This window comes from Pseudomonas defluvii, from assembly GCF_001695625.1.
GTDB lineage: Bacteria > Pseudomonadota > Gammaproteobacteria > Pseudomonadales > Pseudomonadaceae > Aquipseudomonas > Aquipseudomonas defluvii.
The window spans coordinates 1-21,425 of record NZ_MBPN01000038.1 but is presented as its reverse complement, the minus strand read 5'-3'; the positions used below and the strand labels follow the sequence as shown (position 1 = coordinate 21,425).

Sequence of the window (21,425 nt, the reverse complement as noted above, 5' to 3'; positions counted from 1 at the left end):
CGGATGACCCATACAGTCATGGAGCAGAGAAGTTAATGATCGATACAAGGCTGCTTTCAGAGGGCGTGTTCCAGCGCACCGAAGGGTTGCTCGCGGCTGAGGCGGGTGAAGAGTTGTTGATGATGAGTGTTGATCTGGGCAGGTACTTCAACCTCAATGCGGTTGGCGCCAGGATCTGGGCGCTTCTGGAGAAACCGCTGATGGTGGAGGCCATGCTTGCTACATTGCTTGCCGAATACGATGTCACCCCTGAGGTGGCACGCCAGGAGCTGGAAACCTTTCTCGGCGCCTTGCATGAGCGCGGTTTGGTCACGGTCAGCGATGCGTTGGCTGGCTAAATACCGGCGTATATCCCGCGCCGACCGCTGGCTGACGCTGGAGGCTGCGGTATCGCTCCTGTGCGCGGCGGCCATGCTCAAGCTTCTACCGTTTCGTTGGGTCGCCAGAGGGGCCGGGGAGTTGTCAGGGCAAACGCAGCGGGGTCAAGTGTCGTCGCTGCCGCCCCTGCACCCTGCATTGCCGGGACAGGTCGGGTGGGCCGTGGTGCGTGCTGCTCGGCACCTGCCATTGAAGCTGCTATGCCTGCCCCAGGCCATTGCTGCCCAGCGCATGCTGCGTCGGCGTGGTATCGCCTCCACCCTGCATTTTGGTATGGCGCTCAGCACGGATGGCAGTCGCCGCATGTTGGCCCATGCCTGGCTGACCGTAGGCGAGCAAGGGGTGATCGGCATACCCGCCAGCCAGGGTTTTAGCGAGCTGGCTCGTTTTTCCCAGGAAGTATCTGGCGCGCCCCCTGTTCAGTGATGTTGCAGCAACCAGGCCATGGCGCGCAGCAGTGGCATTGGCACAATGGCACCTGCGCTGGCCATGCGCGTCCGGTTCTCGGCCAGCACGAGGTGTTTTGCATCCTTGATCGTGGGCAGGTGGTCGATGCGGCGCTGTATCGCCTGCAGGTCAAAAAGATCGCCTGCGAGGGGATGGGCGCGCAGTGCTTCCATCTGCGCGTGCAGCGCGTCGCGTTGCGCCGCCTGGATCATCAGTAGTTCGGGAAATGGGCTGAGCTTGTTACGCCGCCAACGAATTTTCTCGGGCAGTACATTGGCCATGGCATCGCGGAACAGGCGTCGTTTCCATCCGCCGCGACAAAACAACGTGCTGGGTAACGACCAGGCGAACTCGACGACCCGGCGGTCCAGTAGCGGAAAGGAAAACGCGATGCCATAGCGCGCGCCCATTAGCGCCCAGTGCTCGGTCCTGCGCGCCAGGTGCGGCTGTGCCGCCAGCAGTTGCCAGCGATTGCCCACCGCATTGGCGCCAATTCTGATGCCTGGGCCGATGATGCGATGGTCGTCGAGCTTCAACATGTCTTGCAGTTTGTACGGATGAGCCCCGGCGGTAGGCCGCTGGCGCAAGAAAGCGAGGGCGGCGCCCGGTATGAGGTAAGGCAACAATTCGGCGCGTATTGTTCGAAGTGGGGATTGCCCGTGTTCGTTGGCCAGCGCCCGAAACTCTCCGACCAGGTAGCGCCATTGCCCGCCCAGTAACGCTTCTGCCAGCGCCCCACGACCGTTGTAGGTGGCCCCTTCGTCGCCACCCCAGCCCGACAGCAGGGTCGTCACACCGTGAGCGGCGGCATGTGCGCAGACCTGGTTATCCGGAAAAGCCGGGTCGCACGGTACCAATTGATCGACATCCATGCGTGGGAAGACAAACGCTGCTTGATTGTCGATCCGGATCGGCTGCCAGGCGATGTCAGGCTCCTGACGCAATACCGCCTCGACGTAATCGCCTTCGCCTTGCAGGTCCAGCCCGGTCAGGGTGCCGGGCAGAAAGGAGTAGCCCAACAGTGGCTGGTTTGCCTGGCGTTGCAGGCGGGCCGCCAGGACTGCCAGGGACGAAGAGTCCAGGCCACCGCTTATGTGAGCGCCTACCGGCCTTTCGGCAGGCAAGCGGCAACGCACCGCTTCGCGGACGAGCGTGGCCATTTCTTCGGCGGCCTCTTCCGGGCTGCAGGTACGCTGCCCACCGAGGGTTGGCTCCAGTCGCCAGTGATGCTGGCGCTCGATGTGCAGCGGCGATACGCGTATCCGCTCGCCCGGTGCGAGCCGTTCGATGCCTCTGAAAAGCGAACGCTCCGGTCCGTGCAAGGCGCCGAGCAGGTCACTCAGGAAGTAGTCCTGATCAAGCTCTCGGGTGACGAAACCGCCAGCGTGGATGGCCCGGGGGAGTGAGCCGAAGGCGAACAGGTTGCCTGGCTGATGGGTGAAGAACAGCGGTCGTACCCCCATGCCATCGCGGGCGCAGGTCATGGTACTCGAGCGTGCATCCCAGAGCGCTACGGCGAACTCACCGAGTATGCGTTTCAGCGCTTCGGTGTGGGGGGCTTCCAGCGCTGCCAGTAGCTGCCTTTCGCCGTCGATCTGTGGCTCGTGTATGCGGGCATCGGCAGCCATCACCGCACCGCTTGCGGCGTGCGGCAACGAGGCTTCCCCCCCACTGAAGTCCAGCACTGCCAGTGCGGCAGGCCCTTGCAGAAGGCGGGCGACACTTGGTGTCAAGCCTGGCTCGATCATCGCACTCACCATGCGCTCCAGGCATGTGGCCTCGGCTGTTTGGCCATCCAGATGTACAAATCCGCAAATCAGGCGCATGGGTGGGCTTCCAGATATTCCAGTGCGATGGTGGCAAAGGGCGTATCACCCAGCGCAGTGTCGTCGATCAATTGGTGAAACAAGCATCCCCAGCCGGCGTTGGTTTCGATCAGCACGGGACCGTCAGGCGTTACCGCGACATCCCAGCCCAGAAAGACGAAACGTTCAAACGCTTGGCGATGGGCGCGTTGCACCAGTTCCACGCAGGCCTGCCAGTGAGGGATCGTAATTTCGGTGATGGCCTTGCCCGTCAACGGATGATGCGTAACCACGTCGCCCTTGGCGGTGAGGCTGCGTGTGACCTTGCCGGTGCCTGCATTGATCGCACAGAGGATGGGGCGGCGTCTGCCATGGTGTTCATCGGTGAACAGCGTCATCAGTTTTGCGACCACCTGCACCTCGCCCGCCAGGGTGATGCCGGTGACGATGCGCAGCGTTACCAGCGGCCCGTGGGACAGCTCCGCAAGCGTGGGATGGTTGTGCAACCAGGGTTGCACAATGCAATCGCGTTGTCGCCAGTGCTCCAGCAGTGCCGTGGGCTGCAGGTTCTGACCATTGATGTCGCGGTAGCCTGTTGCTTCGCGCAGCCACTGTTGCGCGCCGCTACCCTGGCTGCCGTGTAGGTCCTTGACCCACAGCCTGGCCTGGTCTGGCAGAAACGGGGTGTGCGATGGATCTTGTCGCCCTTCGCGGAATACGGCGAGGGTGGGGATACAGGGCAGGGCGTGGCGCTGGCAAATGTCGGCGAAGCGCGCCTTGTCCTGAACGTCCGTCTGCGAGGCGCCGCGTCGTGTATTCAAGGTGCGTAGCAGGTTTGCCTCGCACCAATAAAAGTAATCGCCGGCCAGGTGCTGGCGCGATTTATCGGCGAGTCGGTAGCTGTTGAATTCCACTGGCGGCACATTGTGCAGCATTGCCAGGCGCCACATCTGCCAACCCTGCCGAACGCTCTCCCAGGGGCTGCTCGGACGTATGTCCGCTGGTGCTTGGCGCAGGTTGCGTCGGGTTTCCAGCAGGGCACCGATGGGCCAGGCCAGGGTCATGAGGGCGCGCAAGGCCCAGCGCTGCAGCAACGGTCGATGGGCGAAGTATTCAGAACGTGCCACCGAACGAATGCGCCCCATGGGTGTGCGCGAGGAGCGCAGAACCATGAAGGGGAAGCCTCGTTTGCTCAGCCCGAACGCCCGGGCGGCTTTGACCAGGCGTGCCTTACGCATTGGTGCCCGACCCGGCGTGGCGCTGGAAGAGGCCTTTGAACTTGGCGACGATCAACAGAAACAGGTAGGCGACGTTGGTCCGTACATAGCGCCATAGCAAGCGACGGGGCTCCATGAGCAGCCGGAAAAACCACTCCATGCCAATGACTTGCATCCAGCGAGGGGCACGCGGCAGTGTGCCGGAAAGCACATCGAACGAGCCGCCGACCCCCATGCCGATCTTTACGCCAAGGTGCTGCCAGTGTTTTTGCAGTAGCAGCTCCTTCTTTGGGGAGCTCATGCCGATGAACAGCATGTCTGCACCGCTGGCACGAATCGCTTCGACCACATCGGCTTCTTCTTCGGCGCTGAAGTAACCATCACGCACCCCGACAATGCGCAGTTTCGGATAGCGGCCGAGTAAGCGCTGAGCAGTCAGTTGCACCACCTCCCTGCGAGCGCCCAGCAGATAGACAGAAGCCCCGGTTTCCGCTGCCAGGGCGCACAGATCACCCAACAGATCGATGCCTGCGCGGCGTGGTGGGACCGGTATGTCCAGAAGCTTGAGCCCGAGTGAAATGCCGGCACCGTCAATATGCACCCACTCGGCTTCGTTCAGCGCGCCCATCAGCAGCGGTGCGCTACGGGCGTCGACCAGCTTGGCAACATTCAGGCCCTCCAGGTGCAGGCGGCGCTCGCCGGCAAGGGAGCGCTTCGCTTCCTCCATCAGATCGTGTGGGGCGATCAGGTCGAGGGGGCATCCGAGAAAGTCGATCCGACGGTTACCGGGCTGAGTATTCATAGCGCATCCCTGCTGCATAATGTTGTGTTTTGGGCAGGCTGCGCAGTGTGGCACCGCAGAGCAGCCAGAAAGCGCCGGTACCGGAGACTGCCAGTACGTGCTCGGAACTGATCAGGGTCGTGGCGACACCGAGCGACAGCCAGAAAACCGCCAGGGCCATGGGCTCGCGGTGCTGGCGATAGCCGCGCCACAAGGCCAGCGCGACGTTGGCATAGAAGTACAGGAAGAGCAGGGCGGCGGGCAGGCCCAATTGAAAGGCGATACTGAATATGGCCCCTTCACCGCCACCGATGGCCGGGCGGCTTTCTTGTGCGGCGATTGCGCCTTGCTCACCTAACCCGGCTCCCAGCAGCAATACCTTGGGCAAGTCCTGAAGGTTTTTCTGCAAGGCCATCCAGTGACCGATGGTTGAACCATCCTGAAATCGGATGCTGATGAGCACGATGCCGTATGACGCAATAGCGATAGCAATACAGGCACACCCCGCGATCACCAGGCGTGAATACCGGGAGCGGAACAAGGTCGTGCCGGTCATCAGGTAACCGACCAGCGCCAGGCTGCCCGCGAGCATGGCGCCTCGGGTCCCGGACATCCAGATACCGATGAACATCAGGCCGCACAAGGCAAGGCCGAACCAGCGTGCGCGCCGCTCTAACCAAGCGATTGCGGTCAGCGCGACGACGGCGAGGAACATTCCCTGGGCCAAAGGCGAGGCCAGCAGGCCTGCGGCCCGGCGATCCAGCTCGAGGTTGGAGTAGAAATTCCAGGGCAACCCGGTGTCCGGTTGAGCCCCCAGCAGCAAGCCTTTGACATGCAGCATGTAGCTCGGATACGCGAGCGTGTCGATCCAGAAATGGGTGTTTCGTTGTTCCCAGGCGCCGAACAGGGTACTGGCGATGCCCAGCGTTATCAGCAGGGCGGCACAACTGCGCAGTTGCTGGCGTTCCCGGACGCAGTAATAGCCCGCCAGAAAGAACAGCATGGGTATCAGCAGAGTGCCGAATGAGCCGACCAAGATGCCAAAGGAGACGCCGCCGCGATTGAACAGCAGGTACAGCATTGCCAGGCTGCCATAGGCCAGTATTGGCAGCAGCAGGCGCGTCGGCATGCGTACGCTGAGCAGGCAGCAGCCCGCGAGGACGATGACCAGCAGGTCGCGCAGATTGCGCAGCACGCCCGCGCCAGGCCACGCGCCGCCATCATACAGCCAGGCACTGCCAAGGTCGCCCAAGTGGACCCAAAGTATGATGATCACCAGCGCCACGAACCTCATCGGCGCGGCTCCTGACGCTGCCGGGCACGATGTTGGCGCAAGCGCTGCAGCTCGCCGAGCGCGCCAGCTCCGAGCAGGCTCAGGGCCGCACGCTTGAGCATGGCCTTCAGGCGGTCTTTGAAGCCCCAGTCAACCCGTTCAATCCATTGATCAACGGTATTGACGCTTGCCTTGGCAGCGGGCGCCATGGGGGATTGCACGAGGCGTTCCGGGCGTTTTGCTTCAAGCCACAGCGTGCCGGGCAATGCCGTCAGTGGATGAGCGCCGCAGTAGGTGACCTGCAGACCGGCTGCTTCGGCGAGGCGTTGCAGGTTGTCGGCGCAGAAGTAACTCAAGTGAGCTGGGTGCACGAACAGGCGGGTCTGCCAGTCGCTCATCAGGTCCGGTACCTCTATCCATAGCTGTCCGCCTACTCGGAGCGTGCGTGCGGCTTGTTCCAGGAAACCCCGAGGGTCGATCAGGTGCTCCAGGACATGGAACGCTACCAGCGCGTCCAGGTGCTCTGCTGGGAGGGCGGTCAGGTCGTTGATGAACGCGACTTGCGCGTGCGCCAGCAAGGCGCCGCGGTGCGAGGTGTCCGGCTCGTTGGCCGTCAGTTGCAGGTCTGGGCGCAGCATTGAGGCCTCGCCGAGAAAAGCACCGAAGCCCGAACCCATTTCAAAAAGATGCGCCTTCTGTGGCAGCTTCGGCGCAATCAGCGACAGACGCAGGCGGGCAGTTTCCCGGTCGCCGCGCCAGGCAAAGAAGCGCGTGCTGCTGCGCCAGGGTACTTCCGCCGGAAACAGGCGGCGGTAGGCGCCTTCATAGAACCGCGACAGGCCGGCTTCGGTAAAGCCTGGCGCCAGATAAACCGCCGCACAATGTCCGCAACGCCTTAGTTGCTGGCCTGATCGGGCATAGACCTCCGGCCAGAAATGCCGCTGTGCCTCGGTGCTGCCGCACAGGCGACACTGGCCGCAGTCCGCTGCCAACCCCCAGTCCACGCTGTGCTCACGCATGGAACCTCCGATACCAGAGTGCGACGGACAGTGCCAGCCACAACGTGCTGTGCTGGCGGGGCTGGGCGAGCTGGGCGCGTAGCCCATCCACGTCGATGAATGCCGCCAGCCCGGAGGGCAGGTCATCGAGCAACTCGCGCCACGGCAAACGACCGACGAGAAACTGTTCGGCATGACCGAAACCGGTGTTCTTCGGCGTTTCGATGATGGCCTCGGGCAGCAGCCCTTTGAAGGCGTCCCGGAGTAGCGCCTTGGAGCGTCCTTCACCCACCCGCGTCAATGCCGGGGTGGCAAAGGCGCGTTGCACCAGGCGATGGTCCATGAACGGGCTGCGCAGTTCGATACCCGCGCTCATGCTGTTGCGGTCGGCCATCCGCAGGCTCATGGGCAGCAGGTTGTCGAGTTCATCCTGGCGCAGCCGGGTTTCCAGATTGCTGCGCATGCGTTCTTGCAGGTATTCCAGGCGATGCCGCTGCGACGCCCAGAGTGCCTCGCTCATCAGGCCGACGCTGGGTCTTTTGCGCCGCAGCAATGCCCCCACCGCAGGCAGTGGCAGGTCCCAGACCAGGCGATTCAAGAGCAGGCCGGGCGCGAAAGTGCGGTACCTGAGCAGGCGAATCATATGCAGCAGTTTGCCCGCCTTGAGCGCATCCCTCGCTGCCAGGGCGTGGTAACGCGCGGTGTACCCGCCGAACAGCTCGTCGGCGCCTTCCCCGGATAACACGACTTTGTAGCCTTGTTCGCGGATGGCACGGTAGGTTCTGAAGCCGGCAATCGCCGACGGCGTGCTGAACGGCTCGCCCTGGACGCTGACCAGGTTCATTAGCTCATCGGCTGAGGGGATGGGGTTAAAGCGCAGTATTCGATGCAAGGCCGCATGACCACTGTCGCCCATGAACTCTGTGGCTCTGGCCGACTCATCGAACGCCGACTGCACAGCGTCGTGATAGCCGTAGGTAAAGGCGCCCGACAGCCGCTGTCGGTGTTGCTGGCTGGCGCCAAGCGCGACATGCGTGATGATGGAGCTGTCCAGCCCGCCGGACAGCAGGCTGGCCACGGGGACGTCTGCCTGCAGGCGCAGGCGAATTGCATCTTCCACCAGCTCGCGCACTTCAGTGCTCGACAGCGGTTCTGCGCTACCGGGCTCGGGCCAGTCATGATAAGGGGCGGCACTGAAACGCCCGGCTCGGCTCATGCGGCAGACCTGGCCAGGCGGTACCGCCTGAACGCCGCTAAAGAACGTGGCGGTGCCTTGCTCGGAAAAGCCGGTGACCAGGAAATCGAAGAGTTTCTCTGGGTTAGGGGCTGGGAACCCGCCACGCATTGCGGCAATTGCGCTGATTTCGCTGGCCAGCGTTACGTGGTGCCCATCGTGATGCAGGTACAGCGGTTTCACGCCGAGCCGGTCGCGGCAATAGATCAGATCGCCGCTGGGCGCATCCCATAGCACCGCCGCCCACATGCCGTTGCAGCGAGCAAATACCTTTTCACCCCAGAGGCGCCAGCCCTGTAGCAGCACCTCGGTGTCGCCGTCTGTGACGAACAGGCAGCCCAGTGCGCGAAGCTCTTCGCGCAGCTCGACAAAGTTGTAGATCGCACCATTGAACACCAGCACCGTACCGCTGATCGGACAGCGCATAGGCTGTTCGGCAGCGCTGCTGGTATCGAGGATGGCCAGTCGGCGATGGCCGAGCAGGGTCGCGGGTGCCTGCTCTACGGTGAGTAGCCCTTCTGCATCCGGGCCACGTCGGGCCAGGCTCGCCAGTGCCGATCTGGCCCGTTGTTCCAGGCCGGCGGAGGCGCGGAGCGCGCGCACTGCAATCAAACCGCACATGACAGCTGCTCCGGTGTGTTCATGGGTGGGCGCCTGCGCGGCGGACGGGCAAATAGCAGGGCATCTGCCGCAGCAGTCCGATCAGGATTGGCAGCAACAGCACCGTGCCGATCGTCATCGCCCAATCGGTTGCGTCAGCAACACACGCGAGCAGCGACAGGGCCAGGGTCGTCAGCCCAGCGAGCCCGAAGCGCAGTTTGAGCAGTTTGAGCTGCCAGACCAATATCGCGAGTACGCCTGCCATGCGGGCCCACAGCAGGTAACCTGCGTCGCCTGCCCATGCGGCGCCGATCTGCAGCAGTGCGCTGCCGGTCATGCCGATCGCCAGCAGCCTCATCAAGCGACCTTCCTGGCGAGCGCTGATGAGCAGCGTGGCGAGCACCCCACTCGATGCTGAGAGCCCCCAAGCGAATATCACGATTGCTGCCAGCCCCAGCCATGGGCGCTGCTCAGTAAACAACGCCAGGTTCTTTATCAGCAGGCCCGCCAGCAATACTGTTGCTGTGCCCCACAGCAACAGTGAGGCCACAGTCAGAATCCGCGCCTGCCCGGGTGCCGTGTTGGCAGTGGGCAGCAGGAGCCGTGCAAGCTGGGCCTGTATCCCTGAAAGGCCACTGAGCACGTGGTTCAAGATCAGGAAAAACGGCAGGAAAGTCGGTGCCAGCGGCGCCAGCAGAAACGGTGTGAGCCGATCATGCAGGGTGCCGCATATGCCGATCAGCGAGAGATGGACGGCAGCGCCTATCTGACCTTTGCCCACCAAAGGCAGCCAGAGCTTGAGTTGGCGGCTGCAGAACACATTGACGAGTGCCTGCACCAGATAGCCAAGGCTGACCGATAGCCCGGCGGTGGCCGCCATCGACTGCGCGAGCGTGTCCTGTAACAGGTACCAGAAGAGCAGTGCGGCGGGCCAAGCAACTTGTGTGACCAGCAGACCGGCCAAACGCCGCCCCTCGGCGATCATTGGCGACGAATAATTGAACAGCGCGAGCAGGCAGGCTGGCGCGGCCCAGAGCAGGTACTCCTGGCTGGCACCCTCACTGCCCCATAGCTGCCAGCCGAGTGCGCTGGCGGCCAGCAGCGCGGCGGTAGCGGCCAACCGATGTCCCAAGGCATATCGCCAGGTGTGTTGCCAGTCGGGCGAGTTGCCGGATTCGCGCAGGAACAGTGACGAGTAGCCGAGGTCCGCCAGGAAAATCAGCGTAACCAGCAGCAGGTGGGCGAGTCCGGTTTCACCGTATTGCGAAGGGCCCAACAGGTACAGCAGGCGTAACTGGAACAGGAAATTGGCCACTTGGCCCAGCGCGTACGTCGAGGCCGCGAAGAGCAACGGCTGGCTGATCGACCCTGCCTTGGGGTGTCGAGCGTGTTTGCCAGGCGTCGGTTGAGCGGGCTCTTGAGAGGCGCCTGGATTCACTGCGCACTGTCCGGAAACACGACCCTTCGCAAGGCTTCATCGAAGCGCAAACGTGGCTGCCAGCCAAGCAGTTCCAGCGTGCGGCCGGGATCACCGAGTTGGCTGGGGCGGTCGACTCGGCGCTTGCGCGCCGGGTCAACTTCAACCGTTACCGGCATGCCGAGAATCTGGCCCAGTTGCCGGACCAATTGCTCTACGGAGTGCTCCACGCCAGAACACAGGTTCAGGGTATCGAACGGAACATCGTGGCGAGGGTCGAGCAGCATGGCGATCAGGCCGCGAGCGATGTCGTCAGCGTGCAGGTAGTCGCGCCTTGGGGTCAGGTTCCCCAGGCGCACGCGCCCATCGCTTGCACTGCGCAGTTGTGCCAGCACCTCGGGAATCAGGTGCCCATTGGGATCGTCATGGCCAATGGCGTTGAAGATCCTGGCTGCTCGGCCCACGCGTTGGCCGCGGCTGGCCCAGAACTTCAACTGTTGTTCGTTGCTGTACTTGGACAGGGCATAGTTGTCGCAGGGCGCCAGCGGGCTGGTGAGTTCTGCCAGCGGGGCTTCCTGCCAGGCATAGACGGCGCCGCTTGACGCAATCACGATGCGCCTGATGTCTGCCTGCTCCGCGGCGGCCAGTAATCGCTCGGTACCGACGACGTTGACGTCAAGGCAGTGGGCGCGTTGGGTTTCGCAGGTGGGAATGTGATGCACCGCTGCCAGGTGGATGATGGCATCTGGACGAAACGCGTCCAGCAGGGCTGTCAGTGTTTCGCTGTTGCACAGATCGCCGCACACCGCCAGGGTGGCTTCCTCCGGCATCGGCAGGCCGCTCGACAGGTTGTCCAGCACCGCAACTTCGCCGCCAGCCTCGCGCCATTGTCGGGTAACGCGACGCCCCAGCATACCGGCTCCACCGGTGACCAACAGGCGCATCATGGGCGCACCTCGACGATCAGTCTGCGACGCAGGGGGCGTGGCAGCCAGGTCAGGATTTCACGATCCCGGTGCATCAGGGCATGGATTGCCAACAACAGCGACAGCCCCGCAAACAGCACCCCAAAGACGGTCAGGCCAGCCATGATGGGGTTGCGTGCTGTTACCAGCGTGCCGGAAAGCGCCGAGCGGGTCTTGATGCCGATGGCCTGCTGTCGGGCCTCGGCCAACGCCAGCTTGAGGCCCATGTCCTGGATCGCTTCCTGAGCAACAGCGGGAAGTTGCGGGTTGTCGGCGAGCAGTTTGCTTCGGTTCTCGCGTAATTTGTCGATGATCTCCTCCCCGGAGGAGACATTGCGGACGGTCTGGTCCATGCCCGCCAGCAATTGCGTTGTCCAATCGAGCTTTTCCAGCTCACGACGGATTTTGCGCGATTTGGCTTGCAGCTCGGAAACGGTCGCTTCCAGCGCCACGATCTGCGGCAATGGAGCGAGGTACTTGCCGCCACCGTCGCTCACCGATACAACGGTGTTGGCCTCCATGTGCCGCAGTTCGGGGTAGCGCTCCAGCAGCCGGCGCATATCTTCGATACGTTGGCGGTACTGCTCGATGTCGAAGTCTGCTTGCAGCAAGTCGAGGTGCAACTGCGGGCGCCGGGCAAGTGCCTGCTGGCCTTCTCGGATCAGGCCTATCAGGCTGTTGGCCAGCAAGGCTTCGCGCACATGTCGGGTTAGCAGCTCAAAGGTACGGCTGGCCTGCGCGTCATCGCGTGCCTGTACTGAAAGGCTCAAACCCAGGCCCCGGGTCTTCTGGAGTTCGGCGACCGGCACGTCGCGCAGATCGTCTCTGTTCAGTGCCGAACGGTAAAGTACCGTGCGGGCCCAATACGCGGGGTTCAGCGCCATTTGTTTGAGTTGAGGGGGTATGTTCCCGCCATCCGCATCGCTGAAAGACTCCGCCACCCAGCGTTCGTCCCACAGGAACGACTGGGCTTGTCGCCATTCTTCCAGCGAAATGTCGGGAACCTCAACTAAGGCCGTTACGTTATACAGGGGGCGCTGGGCAACCCACCACGCTGTGCACACCGACAGGACCAAGGCTGGTAGCAACAGTAACCGGCCGAAGCGTTGGTAGAAGCGCAATACACGCAGGAACAATTCGCCGAGTGAAGTTTCGTCATCGTGAGGCCGCTTCGGGCCATGTGCTGCTGTTGAGTACATGCATCCAACCTGAAGGGAACGCTGATGGCCTCCTGCCGTCCGTCCGCTATCCGGTCGAACACCCATGCTGTCGAGGTGTTGTGAATTTGCCATAGCCTGCAGGCTGTTGCAATTGGCCAGTATTTACGCCTGCATTTAGTCACTCGACCTGACCGTGGCCGCTCTTTCAGGCGTTCGCAGGTGCTTCTCGATAGGGTACTTGCGCGACATGGCCTCTTCGGGCACGGTTTCGTTCTTTATCTACATGAATGGATATCAATGCCAGTGCCTCGAGCCTTTTCCCTGCTCACCGATCTGCGCACGCTTGATCAGCGTCTGGTTGCGCTGTCTTGCCCGTCCTGTGGGTTAAATGATCCGCATCCGGTCTGGCGCCGTGATCGTTACTTCTTGCGAGTGAATCTCTCGGTCTGCCGTGGTTGTGGCCTGGTGTACTTGGCGCGCGGGCTGCAGGGGGATGTTCAAGCGTCGTTCTATGAACAGGTCTATCCGCGGCTGATGGTTCAGCCACCTTCGGACCAGATGCTCTGGAACTATCGCCTTATTGCAGGCTATCGGCACAGTGAGATTACCTCGGTCATCGGTGCGATTGAGTCGGTGCTGGATGTGGGGGCCGGCCTTGGGTTTTTCCTTGCGGCGTGTCGCAGTAATGGCTGCCAGCAGTACTTGGGCCTGGAGCCTGGCGGGCCGCAGCGCGATCATGCGGTACACACGCTGGGGTTAGGGGACAAGGTTCGCGCGCAAGGGCTGAATGCAAGCACTCAGTTGCCGTTCAAGCCGCAACTGATCACCTTGTTTCATGTCCTTGAACACCTGGAAGAGCCTGGCAAGGCGCTTCAATGGTTAGCCGGGCTGATTGATCCGCAAGGGTGGCTGGTCATTGAAGTACCCGATATGGGTGCCAATTGGCCTGGGCTGGGCTTGTGGCAAATTCATGTTTCCCACCGTAGCTATTTTTGTGCGCAAACCCTTGAAGCACTGCTGCGCAATAATGGCTTCTCGGTGCATCGCATCTGCCGTGAGGCTCATGGCATTTATGAAGGCAACTTGCGGGTCTATGCCAGGCCTGGTGCTCAGGCAGTTACCTCTGCGCCGTTAACCCCGCAACGACTGACCGAACTGACCGCGCATATTCACAGGCAGATTCGGCCCTTGAGTCTTCGCAATGGCTATCCGCGCGCGGCCGTGCGCCTTGGCAGGTTGTCACTGAAAGGCCGTTGAGCCCGGCCCCGTGCCTTGCACTGGCTCAGAGAGGCGTTCGTGCAATGGCTGATGGCGCCGCACGGCCATTGGGGCGGCTATTCAACGAAACCGTCTAGCGAGTCGGTAAAGGCGGATTAAGGGATAGAGAAAGGACAGGGCCGGTGGAAGCGTCATCCAGTTACTGTCCTTGTCGGTCGGGCTCAGCCAACCACTCAATGCATGCAAGCGCCCGCTCAGGCTGTCCTGCAGGGCAATGTCCATGGACACCCGTTTCAAGGGGCCAAGGCGTTGAGCCACTTCATCGTCGGACAGTGATTCACGAATCGCCTCCAGCGCCAGCGCGGCCATGATGTGGCTGGCCCGACAAGGGCGGCGAACCCGCTGGAGTGGAGCGGCTACTGGCGTGCCGAACAATGTGTCGAGCAGCGTGAGGCAGGTATCCAGCATTGCGCAGGTGCCCGTTCGCTGAATCTCGCGGGCAACGCGTTGCATGTCCAGATCGGGTCGTTGCAGCAGGGCGTGAATATCCATCAGCCAGATCAGTCTGCGAAAGCAATGCTGGTTTGCATGCGCAATGAGGTAAGGCAAGGCATGGATGGGGTCGAGGCTGGCCACCTGGGTGCCTTGCAGGTCAACCTCCTGAGCCATCCCCTGGGTGTCCGCGATCAAGTGTCGGTGGCGCAGCAGCCGACGGTGCAATTCGACACGCGGGCGACGTTCCCGGTGCAGCAGGACCAACTCGTGGGTGCCTCTGGCAAGTGGCAGGCGCTGCCCTGGCGCAGGCGCGTACCCCTGCTGTTGCAATACCTCAAGCGCTGCCGGCCACTGCTCCTCGCTGAGCAGGATGTCCAGGTCTACGCCACCACGTGTGCTGAGCGCGCCGTGAGCCTGAACGGCCAGTGCCGGGCCCTTTAGCGCCAGCGGCTGCAAGCCGCGTGCTGTCATTGCCGGGATCAGGTTCTGGAGTGCCGCACCCAGTTGCAGGGCTCGCAATGCAATGCGTCGCTGTTCCTGGGTGAGTGCCGTTGAGTGCGTCCGGTCGAGGGCTTCGACGCGCGTGCGATCGAGCAGGCCTGCAACACCATGGTGTCGTACAAAAGCGTTGAGCGCCTGGCTGTCTACCTCTGCGACGTGCTGGCCGAAGCCCATCAACCAGAGGGTGGCGCGCAACAGTGCGTCGTTGGACGGTACATTTTGGAGGTGAGCGCGAGGTATCTCGCTGCTTGCAGCAGGGGAACGATGAGTGGGCATGATTGGCGTGGATATCCATCCTTGGTGGGCGCGCGGCCCATTTCCAATGGGAGGTTGGCAACTCAATCAAGCATCTGTAGCGTAGTGCCATCAACGAATAGGGATATTACCCGATGAAGTCGTCGGTTTGGCGGGGATCTTTCTCGGAGCACCTCACCGCGTTGCGTCAGCACTTTGGCGATGAAGCGGTAGATGTACGTCACGAGCTGTTCTACCTCGCTGCAGGAAAAACGTCCTTGGCGGCGGGGCTGCGAGCCTTCGGCGCTTTACTGCGCGATGCCTGGCTATTGTTGCTGCGCGCAGGCCCTGGTTTGCCGGTTTCTGCAGGGCGACAGGCGATTCTGCTGACCACGCTTCATGGCGCCAGTGGCTGGGGTACGCTGGAGCGTAGCCTGCCAGCGCTTGCATTGGCTGGGTATGAGCGGCTGATACTGGCTCACCCACGGTTATCCTCCAAGGCTTTCCCATCGAATCTGCAGGTTGCGCGCCCCGCACGGGCTGGCGTAGCCGATCTGTTATCTAGCTTGCGTGTTCTCGTCGACACCCTGTTGTTGCGGCGCCCGCTGTTACTGGCCTGCTGCCTGGCCCGGCGTCGGCTGTGGCAGGGCAGTCTCAGGCGGACGCTGGCCAATAGCCGCGGCGTGCTGTTGCTGCACAATGACTTCGACCTGATGAGCCGGGCGGCGATCAACAAAGGCCTGCCTGCCATTTGCTTGCAGCACGGCGTGCCTACCGATGAATTTTTTCCCACCCGTGCGGACTGGTACCTGATCTGGGGAGGTAGCAGTCGTCAGGCGTTCGATGCAGTCGACAGCCGGTCCAGCCGTCTTGTCGAGGACGCACTGGGCCGTGGCCAGGTACCGCTACGTGCGCTGGAAGCGCCAGACGGGCTTGCCTTGCTGTCGCAAACTCATGCGTACGTGCTGGGAGACCGTATTGATAACGCGTTGCGCGAGTTTGCCGATGCCCTCTTGAAACGTGCCCCGCAGGCGAGGATCCTCCTGCATCCATTGGAACGCGAGCCTTATACGGGGCCCGCGGCGCTGGCGACCCGGCATCCTCCGCACCCGGAATTGCAGCCCGGTGCGTGTGCGCCTCGCCTGGTCATGGGCTATTGCTCCACGGCCATGCTGGATGCGGCGTTGGCAGGGCATTGGGTGGTCGCGCTGCAACTTCCGCTCGACGGTAATCATGCGGCCCGCAGCGTACTGGCCGCCCCATTGCGTGCCGATACGGCCGAGCAGGCCGTGGCTGTTTATAGGCGCTTGCGCGAGGATGCCGAGTTTCGTCGCGAGGCGGCCGAGGCGCAGGCCCAGTGGTTGCGCGCCAGTTTTTCCAGCCAGTCCGGAGGGCTCACAGGGTTGCTTGAACGAATCGACCAGCCGTCGTCTGCGGCGTGTACGCAGTGATGCGCGTACTCCATGTCAGTAAGGAATTCCAGCCGTTGTCCAGCGGTGTGGCGCGCCACATCCAGGGGCTCGTCCAGGCAATGCAGGAAAATACCGAGATTGAACTGCACATTCTGGCCCCGACAATTGATGCGGGCGCTGCCCCCTGTCGCGTGCAGCAAGGTGGGTACAGGCACCTGTGGGCGGCGGTTGGTGCCAGTGACCTGGTGCATGTCCACGGTGCCCGCACCCCGTTCGCTGCGTCTGCCGCGTTTCTCGCGTGGCTGCGCGGTGTGCCGGTGGTCTACACGCCGCACTGTTACTACGACACAGGGACGCCGTGGCGCCGAGCGCTCAAGGCGCTCTGGGACAGCACGATAGAGCGGGCTTTGGTGCGCGCTGCCGGTGTGGTGGTGCTACTGCATGAGGGTTGGGTCGCCGATCTGGCCCGGCGCGGCCTGCATCCGGCCAGTGTGATGATCGTACCCAACTGTATCGAGGGGCGGCGTCAGGCCGTCTCGGCTGGCGTCGACCGCCTGGAGGGCGCACCTGCGTTGTTGTCTGTTGGGCGGCTTGACCCGGTCAAGCGCCTGGACGATGTAATTGCTGCGTTGGCCACGCCGCCGCTCGCGCAAGCGGTGCTGCATATCATCGGGCGAGGCGAGGACCGCGCCAGGCTCGAAGCCTTGGTCATGCAGTTGGGCCTTGCCTCTCGCGTGCGTTTCCATGGCTGGCAGGATGATGCTGTCAGTGAACAGATGATGGCAGGCTGCGATGCGATGGTCCTGGCCTCGGAGCGCGAAGGCATGCCTACCGTGGTATTGGAGGCGCTGCTGGCCGGGGTGCCGATTGCCTGCTCGGATATCGAGGGCTGCCGCTCCATCACCGACGCGGTTGGGTGGGGCGAGGTGTTCGCGGTCGGCGATATTGCTGCTTTGAGCGAATGCCTTTCTCGCACGGCCCGCAGCGCTGTGCCGGATACCGTCATTGAGGCGGTCAAGGAGGGTTTTACCTGGCAACGCAAGGCGCCCGAGCTGGCCGCCTACTACGCCCGCCTGGTTACGCCGCGTCGGGCGGTGAGCTCATGAGTATCAACAAGCCTGTGGCGTTGTTGCAGATTCCATCACGTGCCCTGGGCTTTGTCAGGCAGTGCGGCGCAAGCAGGGCAAGCCTTGCTTCGATGCTGTTGCTGCTGCTGGGCAAGGCGAGCATTGACGCGTTATCCGCCCTGCTGTTGGCAGGCGTCCTTGCCCTCATGCTTCCTGTGGGCCGACCTATGGGGGGCTGGTATGCACAGGTAGAAGCCTTCTCGTATGGTCCATTGCACGGTGTGTTGTCGCCAATGCTGTTGCTGGTGGCGATCCTGGTGCTGTGCAAGGGTATTTTGACGCCGCTGCTGCTGTGGTTGCGTGGCTGGCTGATCGACCAATGGACGCTGCTGGTGTCGATGAGTGTCCTAGAGCGAGAGCTGGCGCCGGGTGTTCGGCAACGGCAGGAAACCCATGCGCAGAGCAGCAATGTTGCGGTCAATTTTGTGGTGCCAAGGATCGTGATGGGGGCCATTCTGCCGAGCCTCGACCTGCTGACGGAAGCTCTGCTGATTGGTGTCCTGCTGAGTGTCTTGGTGGCGCTGGAGCCTGTTGCCACGTCGATGATGGTTGTGGCCTTGCTGGTTGCGCTCTGCATTGGCAACGTCGTGTCACGCCTACTGATGGGCGCTCGCGGCGACCTGAAATTCAGGCATCAGACCTTGATGCAGCGCTGGGTGACCGACAGTGTCGCCTGCCTGCGGGAGATTCGGCTCTACCAGCGAGTGCCTGCGGTTCTCGCCCGGTATCGTCCGGTCGCCAGGCATTTCTCCAGAGAGAGTGCCCGTGAGCGGACATTCATGGACATCCAGTCGCCGGTTATGGAGCTGTTTTTCCTGCTGGTCCTTGGCAGTGCTGTATTGGTGGCCAGCGAGGGTTCCGGGCAGGCGGACTTCCATTTGCTAGCACTGTTTTCGGCAGTGGGGCTGCGTTTGATTCTTGGCTTCCGACGCATCACGAGCATTTTGCAAACCTTGAGGTTCGTTCGTCCTGCCTTGGCGCAACTGACCGCCGTAGCGCCGCGTGCAGCCAATGAGGCGCTCATCGCACCGTGTGAAGATGAATCAGAAAAGCAATTGCTGCTCTGTGAGTCGTTGCGGTACCGCTATCCCGGTGCTGGCCAAGACGTTATCTGTGGCTTGAACCTCTGCTTGCGCAAGGGGGAGTGGACAGGGCTGGTCGGTGAGTCCGGGGTCGGGAAGTCGACGCTGGTTGACCTGCTGATTGGCGCGTTACAGCCCCTCCAGGGCCGTATCCAGTGGTTCAGTGCAGGGCGTGCGCACGCTGACATTGGCTATGCCGGTGCATCAACGACGCTGATCCCCGGGACGTTGCGTGATAATGTCAGTTTTCTGGGCGAGTACTGTACTGACCAGCAATTAGTGGAAGCGCTTCACATCGCGGATATCGGGTCGTTGCTCGAACGCCTGCCAGAAGGGCTGGATACACCGGTGGAGGTTTTCGAACAGCGGATTTCCAGTGGTGAGCGGCAGCGCATCGGGCTGGCGCGCGCCTTGCTCCACGCTCATTCGTTGCTGATCCTTGATGAGGCAACAGCGTCCCTGGATCAATCGACTGAAAGTCGTTTTTTAGAGGGGCTGCGCACTGCGCGGCCAGGCTTGGCGGTGTTGCTGATCACGCATCGCTTGACGGTCTTGCGCTACACCGACCGCAGCCTGCTGATGGTCAATGGCGCACTGGATGAGTTCATTCCCGATCCACACATGATTCAGGCTACAGGACAGTTGGGGCATAAGGATAAATGCATATAGCATTCGTATTGGGCACTCGCCCCGAGATCATCAAGCTGTCTTCGTTGATATCTGCCTGTATCCGTGACGGTGTGCGATACACCTTGATCCACACCAATCAGCATTATGCCGCGGCCATGGATCGTCTGTTCTTTGAAGAGCTTGGTTTGCCTCGTGCGCATTTCAACCTGGGCGTGGGCTCTGGCCCTGCAGGCTTGCAACTGGCCCGGATGATGATGGGCATCGAGCCGGTGTTGCAGGAAGTGAAGCCTGATTGTGTCATTGTCCAAGGGGACACCAACAGTGCATTGGCAGGTGGGCTTGCCGCCAGCAAGGCCTGTATTCCGGTCGTTCACGTGGAGGCCGGGTTGCGCAGTTTCGACCGGAGTATGCCGGAGGAAACCAACCGGGTGCTGCTGGATCACCTGTCCAGCTTCTGGTTCTGCCCATCGCCCCTGCAGGTTGAGCTGCTGGCCAGAGAGGGTATTGAGGGCCCGAATGTGCTCATTACCGGTAACACGGGTAATGACGCGACCCTGCTTCATGCGCGTGCGGCTGCCGAACGATCCGTCATCCATGAGCGGCTGGGTTTGCAGCACGACAACTACCTGTTGCTGACCTGTCATCGCCCCTCCAATACCGACGACCCTGCGCATTTTGCGCAACTGATGCAGGCGGTGCAGTGCCTGGCTGAAGAGCAACAGCGGCAGGTGGTGTTTCCCGTCCACCCACGTCTCGACCAGCGGCACTGGAAGGTGCTGCAGGGTACGTCGCGTATCCGCACCATTGATCCGGTGGGTTACCTGGACATGCTGGCCTTGCTGCAAGGCGCAGCCTTGGTCTTGACCGACAGCGGCGGGTTGCAGGAAGAGGCGTGCGTACTGCAGCGGCGCTGCCTGATACTTCGCCCCAACACTGAGCGCCCGGAAAGCCTGGAAACCGGTGGCGCCCGCCTGGTTTCCCATGTGGGTGCCAACAGCCTGGTCGAGGCGGCACAAGCACTGTTCAATACGCAGGTGACCTGGAAGAACCCGTTTGGTGATGGCAATGCCCATCGACAGATTCTTGATGCCTTGATGGGCCAACTCAATGTCGAGGCGGCGCTGCGCCCAGGGGCATTGCCTCGGCCGGTCGTGTCTTGAGCGCCATCGTCAACCCATGGTTCAACCGTATCGTTCCACCAAAGCTGAGTCGAACATGACCAACGAAAGTGATGAGTCCAGTGGGAATGGATTTGCATTGTTACTGACCGGCCTGTCAGGCGCGGGAAAGTCGAGTATCGCCAGGCATCTGGTTGAGTACCTGCAGCAAGAGGCAAAGCGCCGGGTTACATTGCTGGACGGTGATGAAGTGCGTAAGCACCTTTGTGCCGGGTTGGGATTCTCAAGAGAAGACCGCATGACCAACGTCCAGCGTTTAGCGTATGTCGCTTCTGAAGTGGTCAAGCACGAGGGGATAGCGGTGTGCGCCGTCATCGCGCCCTATGCGCAGAGCAGGATTGCAATGCGTGAAATGGTTCAGCGATATGGGCGTTTCTACGAGGTTTACGTCAATACGCCTATTGGCGTCTGCGAATCCCGTGATGTCAAAGGGCTCTACGCGAAGGCACGGTCGGGCGAAATCCAACTGTTTACCGGCATAACAGACCCGTACGAAGCTCCCGTGCAACCCGATCTGGAAATTGATGCGAGTGTCGGATCGCCCTTGGCGTCGGCTCATCAGATCGTTGATTTCCTGATGCGCATCAGCAAGGACCGACAACTTTTGTCCAGACGCTGAACGCCTGTGTCCTGTCGGTTGTCCACAGCGAACGGCGTTGTCCGTTGGCTGGGCAGCGGCGGGCGTCAGCGTACTTGTCGAACAATGGGGGTGATGAAGGTTGGGCGGTGATGCTTGCCCTGGTGGCGCAAGGCCGACCCTTTGGAGCCAAAGGGTAAGGAAAGATGGCGCACTCGGCGGGATTCGAACCCACGACCCCTCCTTCGGAGACTAATAACGTACAGGAATCTTGGTTGGCGGTAAGCGTTCAAAAATGCCTCTAAGTGCCGCACTGCAAGGCTTTCGTCTTCTACTGTGTCTTGCAATTTAAAGCTAATAACGACATCTGAGGGCAGTTATTCTTGGCACAAAAAACGAAATCCGGGATATCGATTTTGACCACTAGCCGGACCTTGAAATGAGGTTCACCTGCCAGGATAAATACGTGCCATGAAACAGCGAGTTAACTTGGTAGGCTCGTTTTCAGAAACCTTTGCCAATATGACCGTCATGGAAGAAAGCGCGCAACAACGTTCAGAACGCGATTTATCCGCTCGCAGCCAGCACGCATGACTGTTACTTGCCTCGCGTCGTGCTCTAAAGTGGACCCATCGGTCAAGACAGTTTTTCAGCGAGTTTAAGCTGCGTCGCTTACTGCCACTGCAGCTGGTCGGC

The 21,425-nt window shown here is 61.7% G+C and carries 19 protein-coding genes; 9 read left to right on the top strand and 10 right to left on the bottom strand.

Annotated features, from left to right (window positions below):
* The first annotated feature begins 35 nt into the window (after positions 1-35).
* Together EKA13_RS12730 and EKA13_RS12725 are read left to right on the top strand one after the other, a co-directional pair.
* Positions 36-338 carry a PqqD family peptide modification chaperone gene (locus tag EKA13_RS12730; protein WP_065759751.1) on the top strand — a complete coding sequence of 101 codons (303 nt, stop codon included), beginning with the start codon at positions 36-38 and terminating at the stop codon, positions 336-338.
* The gene (locus tag EKA13_RS12725; protein ID WP_065759750.1) at positions 322-804 is read left to right on the top strand and encodes a lasso peptide biosynthesis B2 protein; all 483 of its coding nucleotides are present in this window, start codon (positions 322-324) and stop codon (positions 802-804) included. The genes EKA13_RS12730 and EKA13_RS12725 overlap by 17 nt, the downstream gene beginning before the upstream one ends.
* Here EKA13_RS12725 and EKA13_RS12720 read toward each other — a convergent pair.
* Genes EKA13_RS12720 through EKA13_RS12680 form a run of 9 tightly spaced genes read right to left on the bottom strand, consistent with a single transcriptional unit; the run spans position 798 to position 12,314 of the window.
* Positions 798-2,651 (bottom strand): asparagine synthetase B family protein, encoded by a 1,854-nt coding sequence (locus EKA13_RS12720; RefSeq protein ID WP_065759749.1) that lies wholly within the window; start codon positions 2,649-2,651, stop codon positions 798-800. The genes EKA13_RS12725 and EKA13_RS12720 overlap by 7 nt on opposite strands.
* The gene (locus EKA13_RS12715; protein WP_065759748.1) at positions 2,642-3,868 is read right to left on the bottom strand and encodes a sugar-transfer associated ATP-grasp domain-containing protein; all 1,227 of its coding nucleotides are present in this window, start codon (positions 3,866-3,868) and stop codon (positions 2,642-2,644) included. The genes EKA13_RS12720 and EKA13_RS12715 overlap by 10 nt, the downstream gene beginning before the upstream one ends.
* Positions 3,861-4,649, bottom strand: coding sequence for a WecB/TagA/CpsF family glycosyltransferase (locus EKA13_RS12710; protein ID WP_083199807.1), 789 nt, complete (start codon positions 4,647-4,649; stop codon positions 3,861-3,863). The genes EKA13_RS12715 and EKA13_RS12710 overlap by 8 nt, the downstream gene beginning before the upstream one ends.
* Positions 4,630-5,922, bottom strand: coding sequence for an O-antigen ligase family protein (locus EKA13_RS12705; protein ID WP_065759747.1), 1,293 nt, complete (start codon positions 5,920-5,922; stop codon positions 4,630-4,632). Before EKA13_RS12705 ends, EKA13_RS12710 begins: the two co-directional genes overlap by 20 nt.
* Entirely contained in the window at positions 5,919-6,920 is a 1,002-nt protein-coding gene (locus EKA13_RS12700; RefSeq protein WP_065759746.1) for a class I SAM-dependent methyltransferase, read from the bottom strand. Before EKA13_RS12700 ends, EKA13_RS12705 begins: the two co-directional genes overlap by 4 nt.
* Positions 6,913-8,754, bottom strand: coding sequence for an asparagine synthase (glutamine-hydrolyzing) (asnB, locus tag EKA13_RS12695; protein WP_065759745.1), 1,842 nt, complete (start codon positions 8,752-8,754; stop codon positions 6,913-6,915). Before asnB ends, EKA13_RS12700 begins: the two co-directional genes overlap by 8 nt.
* A 19-nt stretch (positions 8,755-8,773) precedes the next feature.
* Positions 8,774-10,171: a hypothetical protein gene (locus EKA13_RS12690; protein ID WP_125862931.1), complete on the bottom strand. Its 1,398-nt coding sequence runs from the start codon at positions 10,169-10,171 to the stop codon at positions 8,774-8,776.
* Positions 10,168-11,097 carry an NAD-dependent epimerase/dehydratase family protein gene (locus EKA13_RS12685; protein ID WP_065759743.1) on the bottom strand — a complete coding sequence of 310 codons (930 nt, stop codon included), beginning with the start codon at positions 11,095-11,097 and terminating at the stop codon, positions 10,168-10,170. The genes EKA13_RS12690 and EKA13_RS12685 overlap by 4 nt, the downstream gene beginning before the upstream one ends.
* Positions 11,094-12,314, bottom strand: coding sequence for a hypothetical protein (locus EKA13_RS12680; protein ID WP_065759742.1), 1,221 nt, complete (start codon positions 12,312-12,314; stop codon positions 11,094-11,096). Before EKA13_RS12680 ends, EKA13_RS12685 begins: the two co-directional genes overlap by 4 nt.
* Positions 12,315-12,572: 258 nt before the next feature.
* Between EKA13_RS12680 and EKA13_RS12675 the strand changes: the two genes are divergently transcribed.
* Positions 12,573-13,532 (top strand): class I SAM-dependent methyltransferase, encoded by a 960-nt coding sequence (locus EKA13_RS12675; RefSeq protein ID WP_065759741.1) that lies wholly within the window; start codon positions 12,573-12,575, stop codon positions 13,530-13,532.
* 81 nt (positions 13,533-13,613) lie between these two features.
* Here EKA13_RS12675 and EKA13_RS12670 read toward each other — a convergent pair whose 3' ends face one another.
* On the bottom strand, positions 13,614-14,765 hold the full coding sequence (locus EKA13_RS12670; RefSeq protein ID WP_065759740.1) for a nucleotidyltransferase family protein: 1,152 nt from the start codon (positions 14,763-14,765) through the stop codon (positions 13,614-13,616).
* 113 nt (positions 14,766-14,878) lie between these two features.
* On the opposite strand from EKA13_RS12670, the gene EKA13_RS12665 reads away from it, so the two are divergent.
* The 6 genes from EKA13_RS12665 to EKA13_RS28610 all read left to right on the top strand — a co-directional run bounded on the left by EKA13_RS12665 (position 14,879) and on the right by EKA13_RS28610 (position 21,323).
* Positions 14,879-16,174 carry a hypothetical protein gene (locus tag EKA13_RS12665; protein WP_065759739.1) on the top strand — a complete coding sequence of 432 codons (1,296 nt, stop codon included), beginning with the start codon at positions 14,879-14,881 and terminating at the stop codon, positions 16,172-16,174.
* Positions 16,174-17,241 (top strand): glycosyltransferase family 4 protein, encoded by a 1,068-nt coding sequence (locus tag EKA13_RS12660; RefSeq protein ID WP_065759738.1) that lies wholly within the window; start codon positions 16,174-16,176, stop codon positions 17,239-17,241. The genes EKA13_RS12665 and EKA13_RS12660 overlap by 1 nt, the downstream gene beginning before the upstream one ends.
* The gene (locus EKA13_RS12655) at positions 17,238-19,013 is read left to right on the top strand and encodes an ATP-binding cassette domain-containing protein (RefSeq protein ID WP_065759737.1); all 1,776 of its coding nucleotides are present in this window, start codon (positions 17,238-17,240) and stop codon (positions 19,011-19,013) included. The genes EKA13_RS12660 and EKA13_RS12655 overlap by 4 nt, the downstream gene beginning before the upstream one ends.
* Entirely contained in the window at positions 19,004-20,134 is a 1,131-nt protein-coding gene (gene wecB, locus EKA13_RS12650; RefSeq protein WP_065759736.1) for a non-hydrolyzing UDP-N-acetylglucosamine 2-epimerase, read from the top strand. Before EKA13_RS12655 ends, wecB begins: the two co-directional genes overlap by 10 nt.
* Before the next feature lie 55 nt (positions 20,135-20,189).
* On the top strand, positions 20,190-20,771 hold the full coding sequence (gene cysC / locus EKA13_RS12645) for an adenylyl-sulfate kinase (protein ID WP_065759735.1): 582 nt from the start codon (positions 20,190-20,192) through the stop codon (positions 20,769-20,771).
* Between the two features lie 429 nt (positions 20,772-21,200).
* Positions 21,201-21,323: a hypothetical protein gene (locus EKA13_RS28610; RefSeq protein WP_269076700.1), complete on the top strand. Its 123-nt coding sequence runs from the start codon at positions 21,201-21,203 to the stop codon at positions 21,321-21,323.
* Positions 21,324-21,425: the final 102 nt, after the last annotated feature.

What these genes read in the sequence shown, in the direction of transcription:
- EKA13_RS12730 (WP_065759751.1), top strand. Translation starts at nt 36, where the DNA reads ATGATCGATACAAGGCTGCTTTCAGAGGGCGTGTTCCAGCGCACCGAA.
- EKA13_RS12725 (WP_065759750.1), top strand. Translation starts at nt 322, where the DNA reads ATGCGTTGGCTGGCTAAATACCGGCGTATATCCCGCGCCGACCGCTGG.
- EKA13_RS12720 (WP_065759749.1), bottom strand. Translation starts at nt 2,651, where the DNA reads ATGCGCCTGATTTGCGGATTTGTACATCTGGATGGCCAAACAGCCGAG.
- EKA13_RS12715 (WP_065759748.1), bottom strand. Translation starts at nt 3,868, where the DNA reads ATGCGTAAGGCACGCCTGGTCAAAGCCGCCCGGGCGTTCGGGCTGAGC.
- EKA13_RS12710 (WP_083199807.1), bottom strand. Translation starts at nt 4,649, where the DNA reads ATGAATACTCAGCCCGGTAACCGTCGGATCGACTTTCTCGGATGCCCC.
- EKA13_RS12705 (WP_065759747.1), bottom strand. Translation starts at nt 5,922, where the DNA reads ATGAGGTTCGTGGCGCTGGTGATCATCATACTTTGGGTCCACTTGGGC.
- EKA13_RS12700 (WP_065759746.1), bottom strand. Translation starts at nt 6,920, where the DNA reads ATGCGTGAGCACAGCGTGGACTGGGGGTTGGCAGCGGACTGCGGCCAG.
- asnB (WP_065759745.1), bottom strand. Translation starts at nt 8,754, where the DNA reads ATGTGCGGTTTGATTGCAGTGCGCGCGCTCCGCGCCTCCGCCGGCCTG.
- EKA13_RS12685 (WP_065759743.1), bottom strand. Translation starts at nt 11,097, where the DNA reads ATGATGCGCCTGTTGGTCACCGGTGGAGCCGGTATGCTGGGGCGTCGC.
- EKA13_RS12680 (WP_065759742.1), bottom strand. Translation starts at nt 12,314, where the DNA reads ATGTACTCAACAGCAGCACATGGCCCGAAGCGGCCTCACGATGACGAA.
- EKA13_RS12675 (WP_065759741.1), top strand. Translation starts at nt 12,573, where the DNA reads ATGCCAGTGCCTCGAGCCTTTTCCCTGCTCACCGATCTGCGCACGCTT.
- EKA13_RS12670 (WP_065759740.1), bottom strand. Translation starts at nt 14,765, where the DNA reads ATGCCCACTCATCGTTCCCCTGCTGCAAGCAGCGAGATACCTCGCGCT.
- EKA13_RS12665 (WP_065759739.1), top strand. Translation starts at nt 14,879, where the DNA reads ATGAAGTCGTCGGTTTGGCGGGGATCTTTCTCGGAGCACCTCACCGCG.
- EKA13_RS12660 (WP_065759738.1), top strand. Translation starts at nt 16,174, where the DNA reads ATGCGCGTACTCCATGTCAGTAAGGAATTCCAGCCGTTGTCCAGCGGT.
- EKA13_RS12655 (WP_065759737.1), top strand. Translation starts at nt 17,238, where the DNA reads ATGAGTATCAACAAGCCTGTGGCGTTGTTGCAGATTCCATCACGTGCC.
- wecB (WP_065759736.1), top strand. Translation starts at nt 19,004, where the DNA reads ATGCATATAGCATTCGTATTGGGCACTCGCCCCGAGATCATCAAGCTG.
- cysC (WP_065759735.1), top strand. Translation starts at nt 20,190, where the DNA reads ATGACCAACGAAAGTGATGAGTCCAGTGGGAATGGATTTGCATTGTTA.
- EKA13_RS28610 (WP_269076700.1), top strand. Translation starts at nt 21,201, where the DNA reads ATGAAACAGCGAGTTAACTTGGTAGGCTCGTTTTCAGAAACCTTTGCC.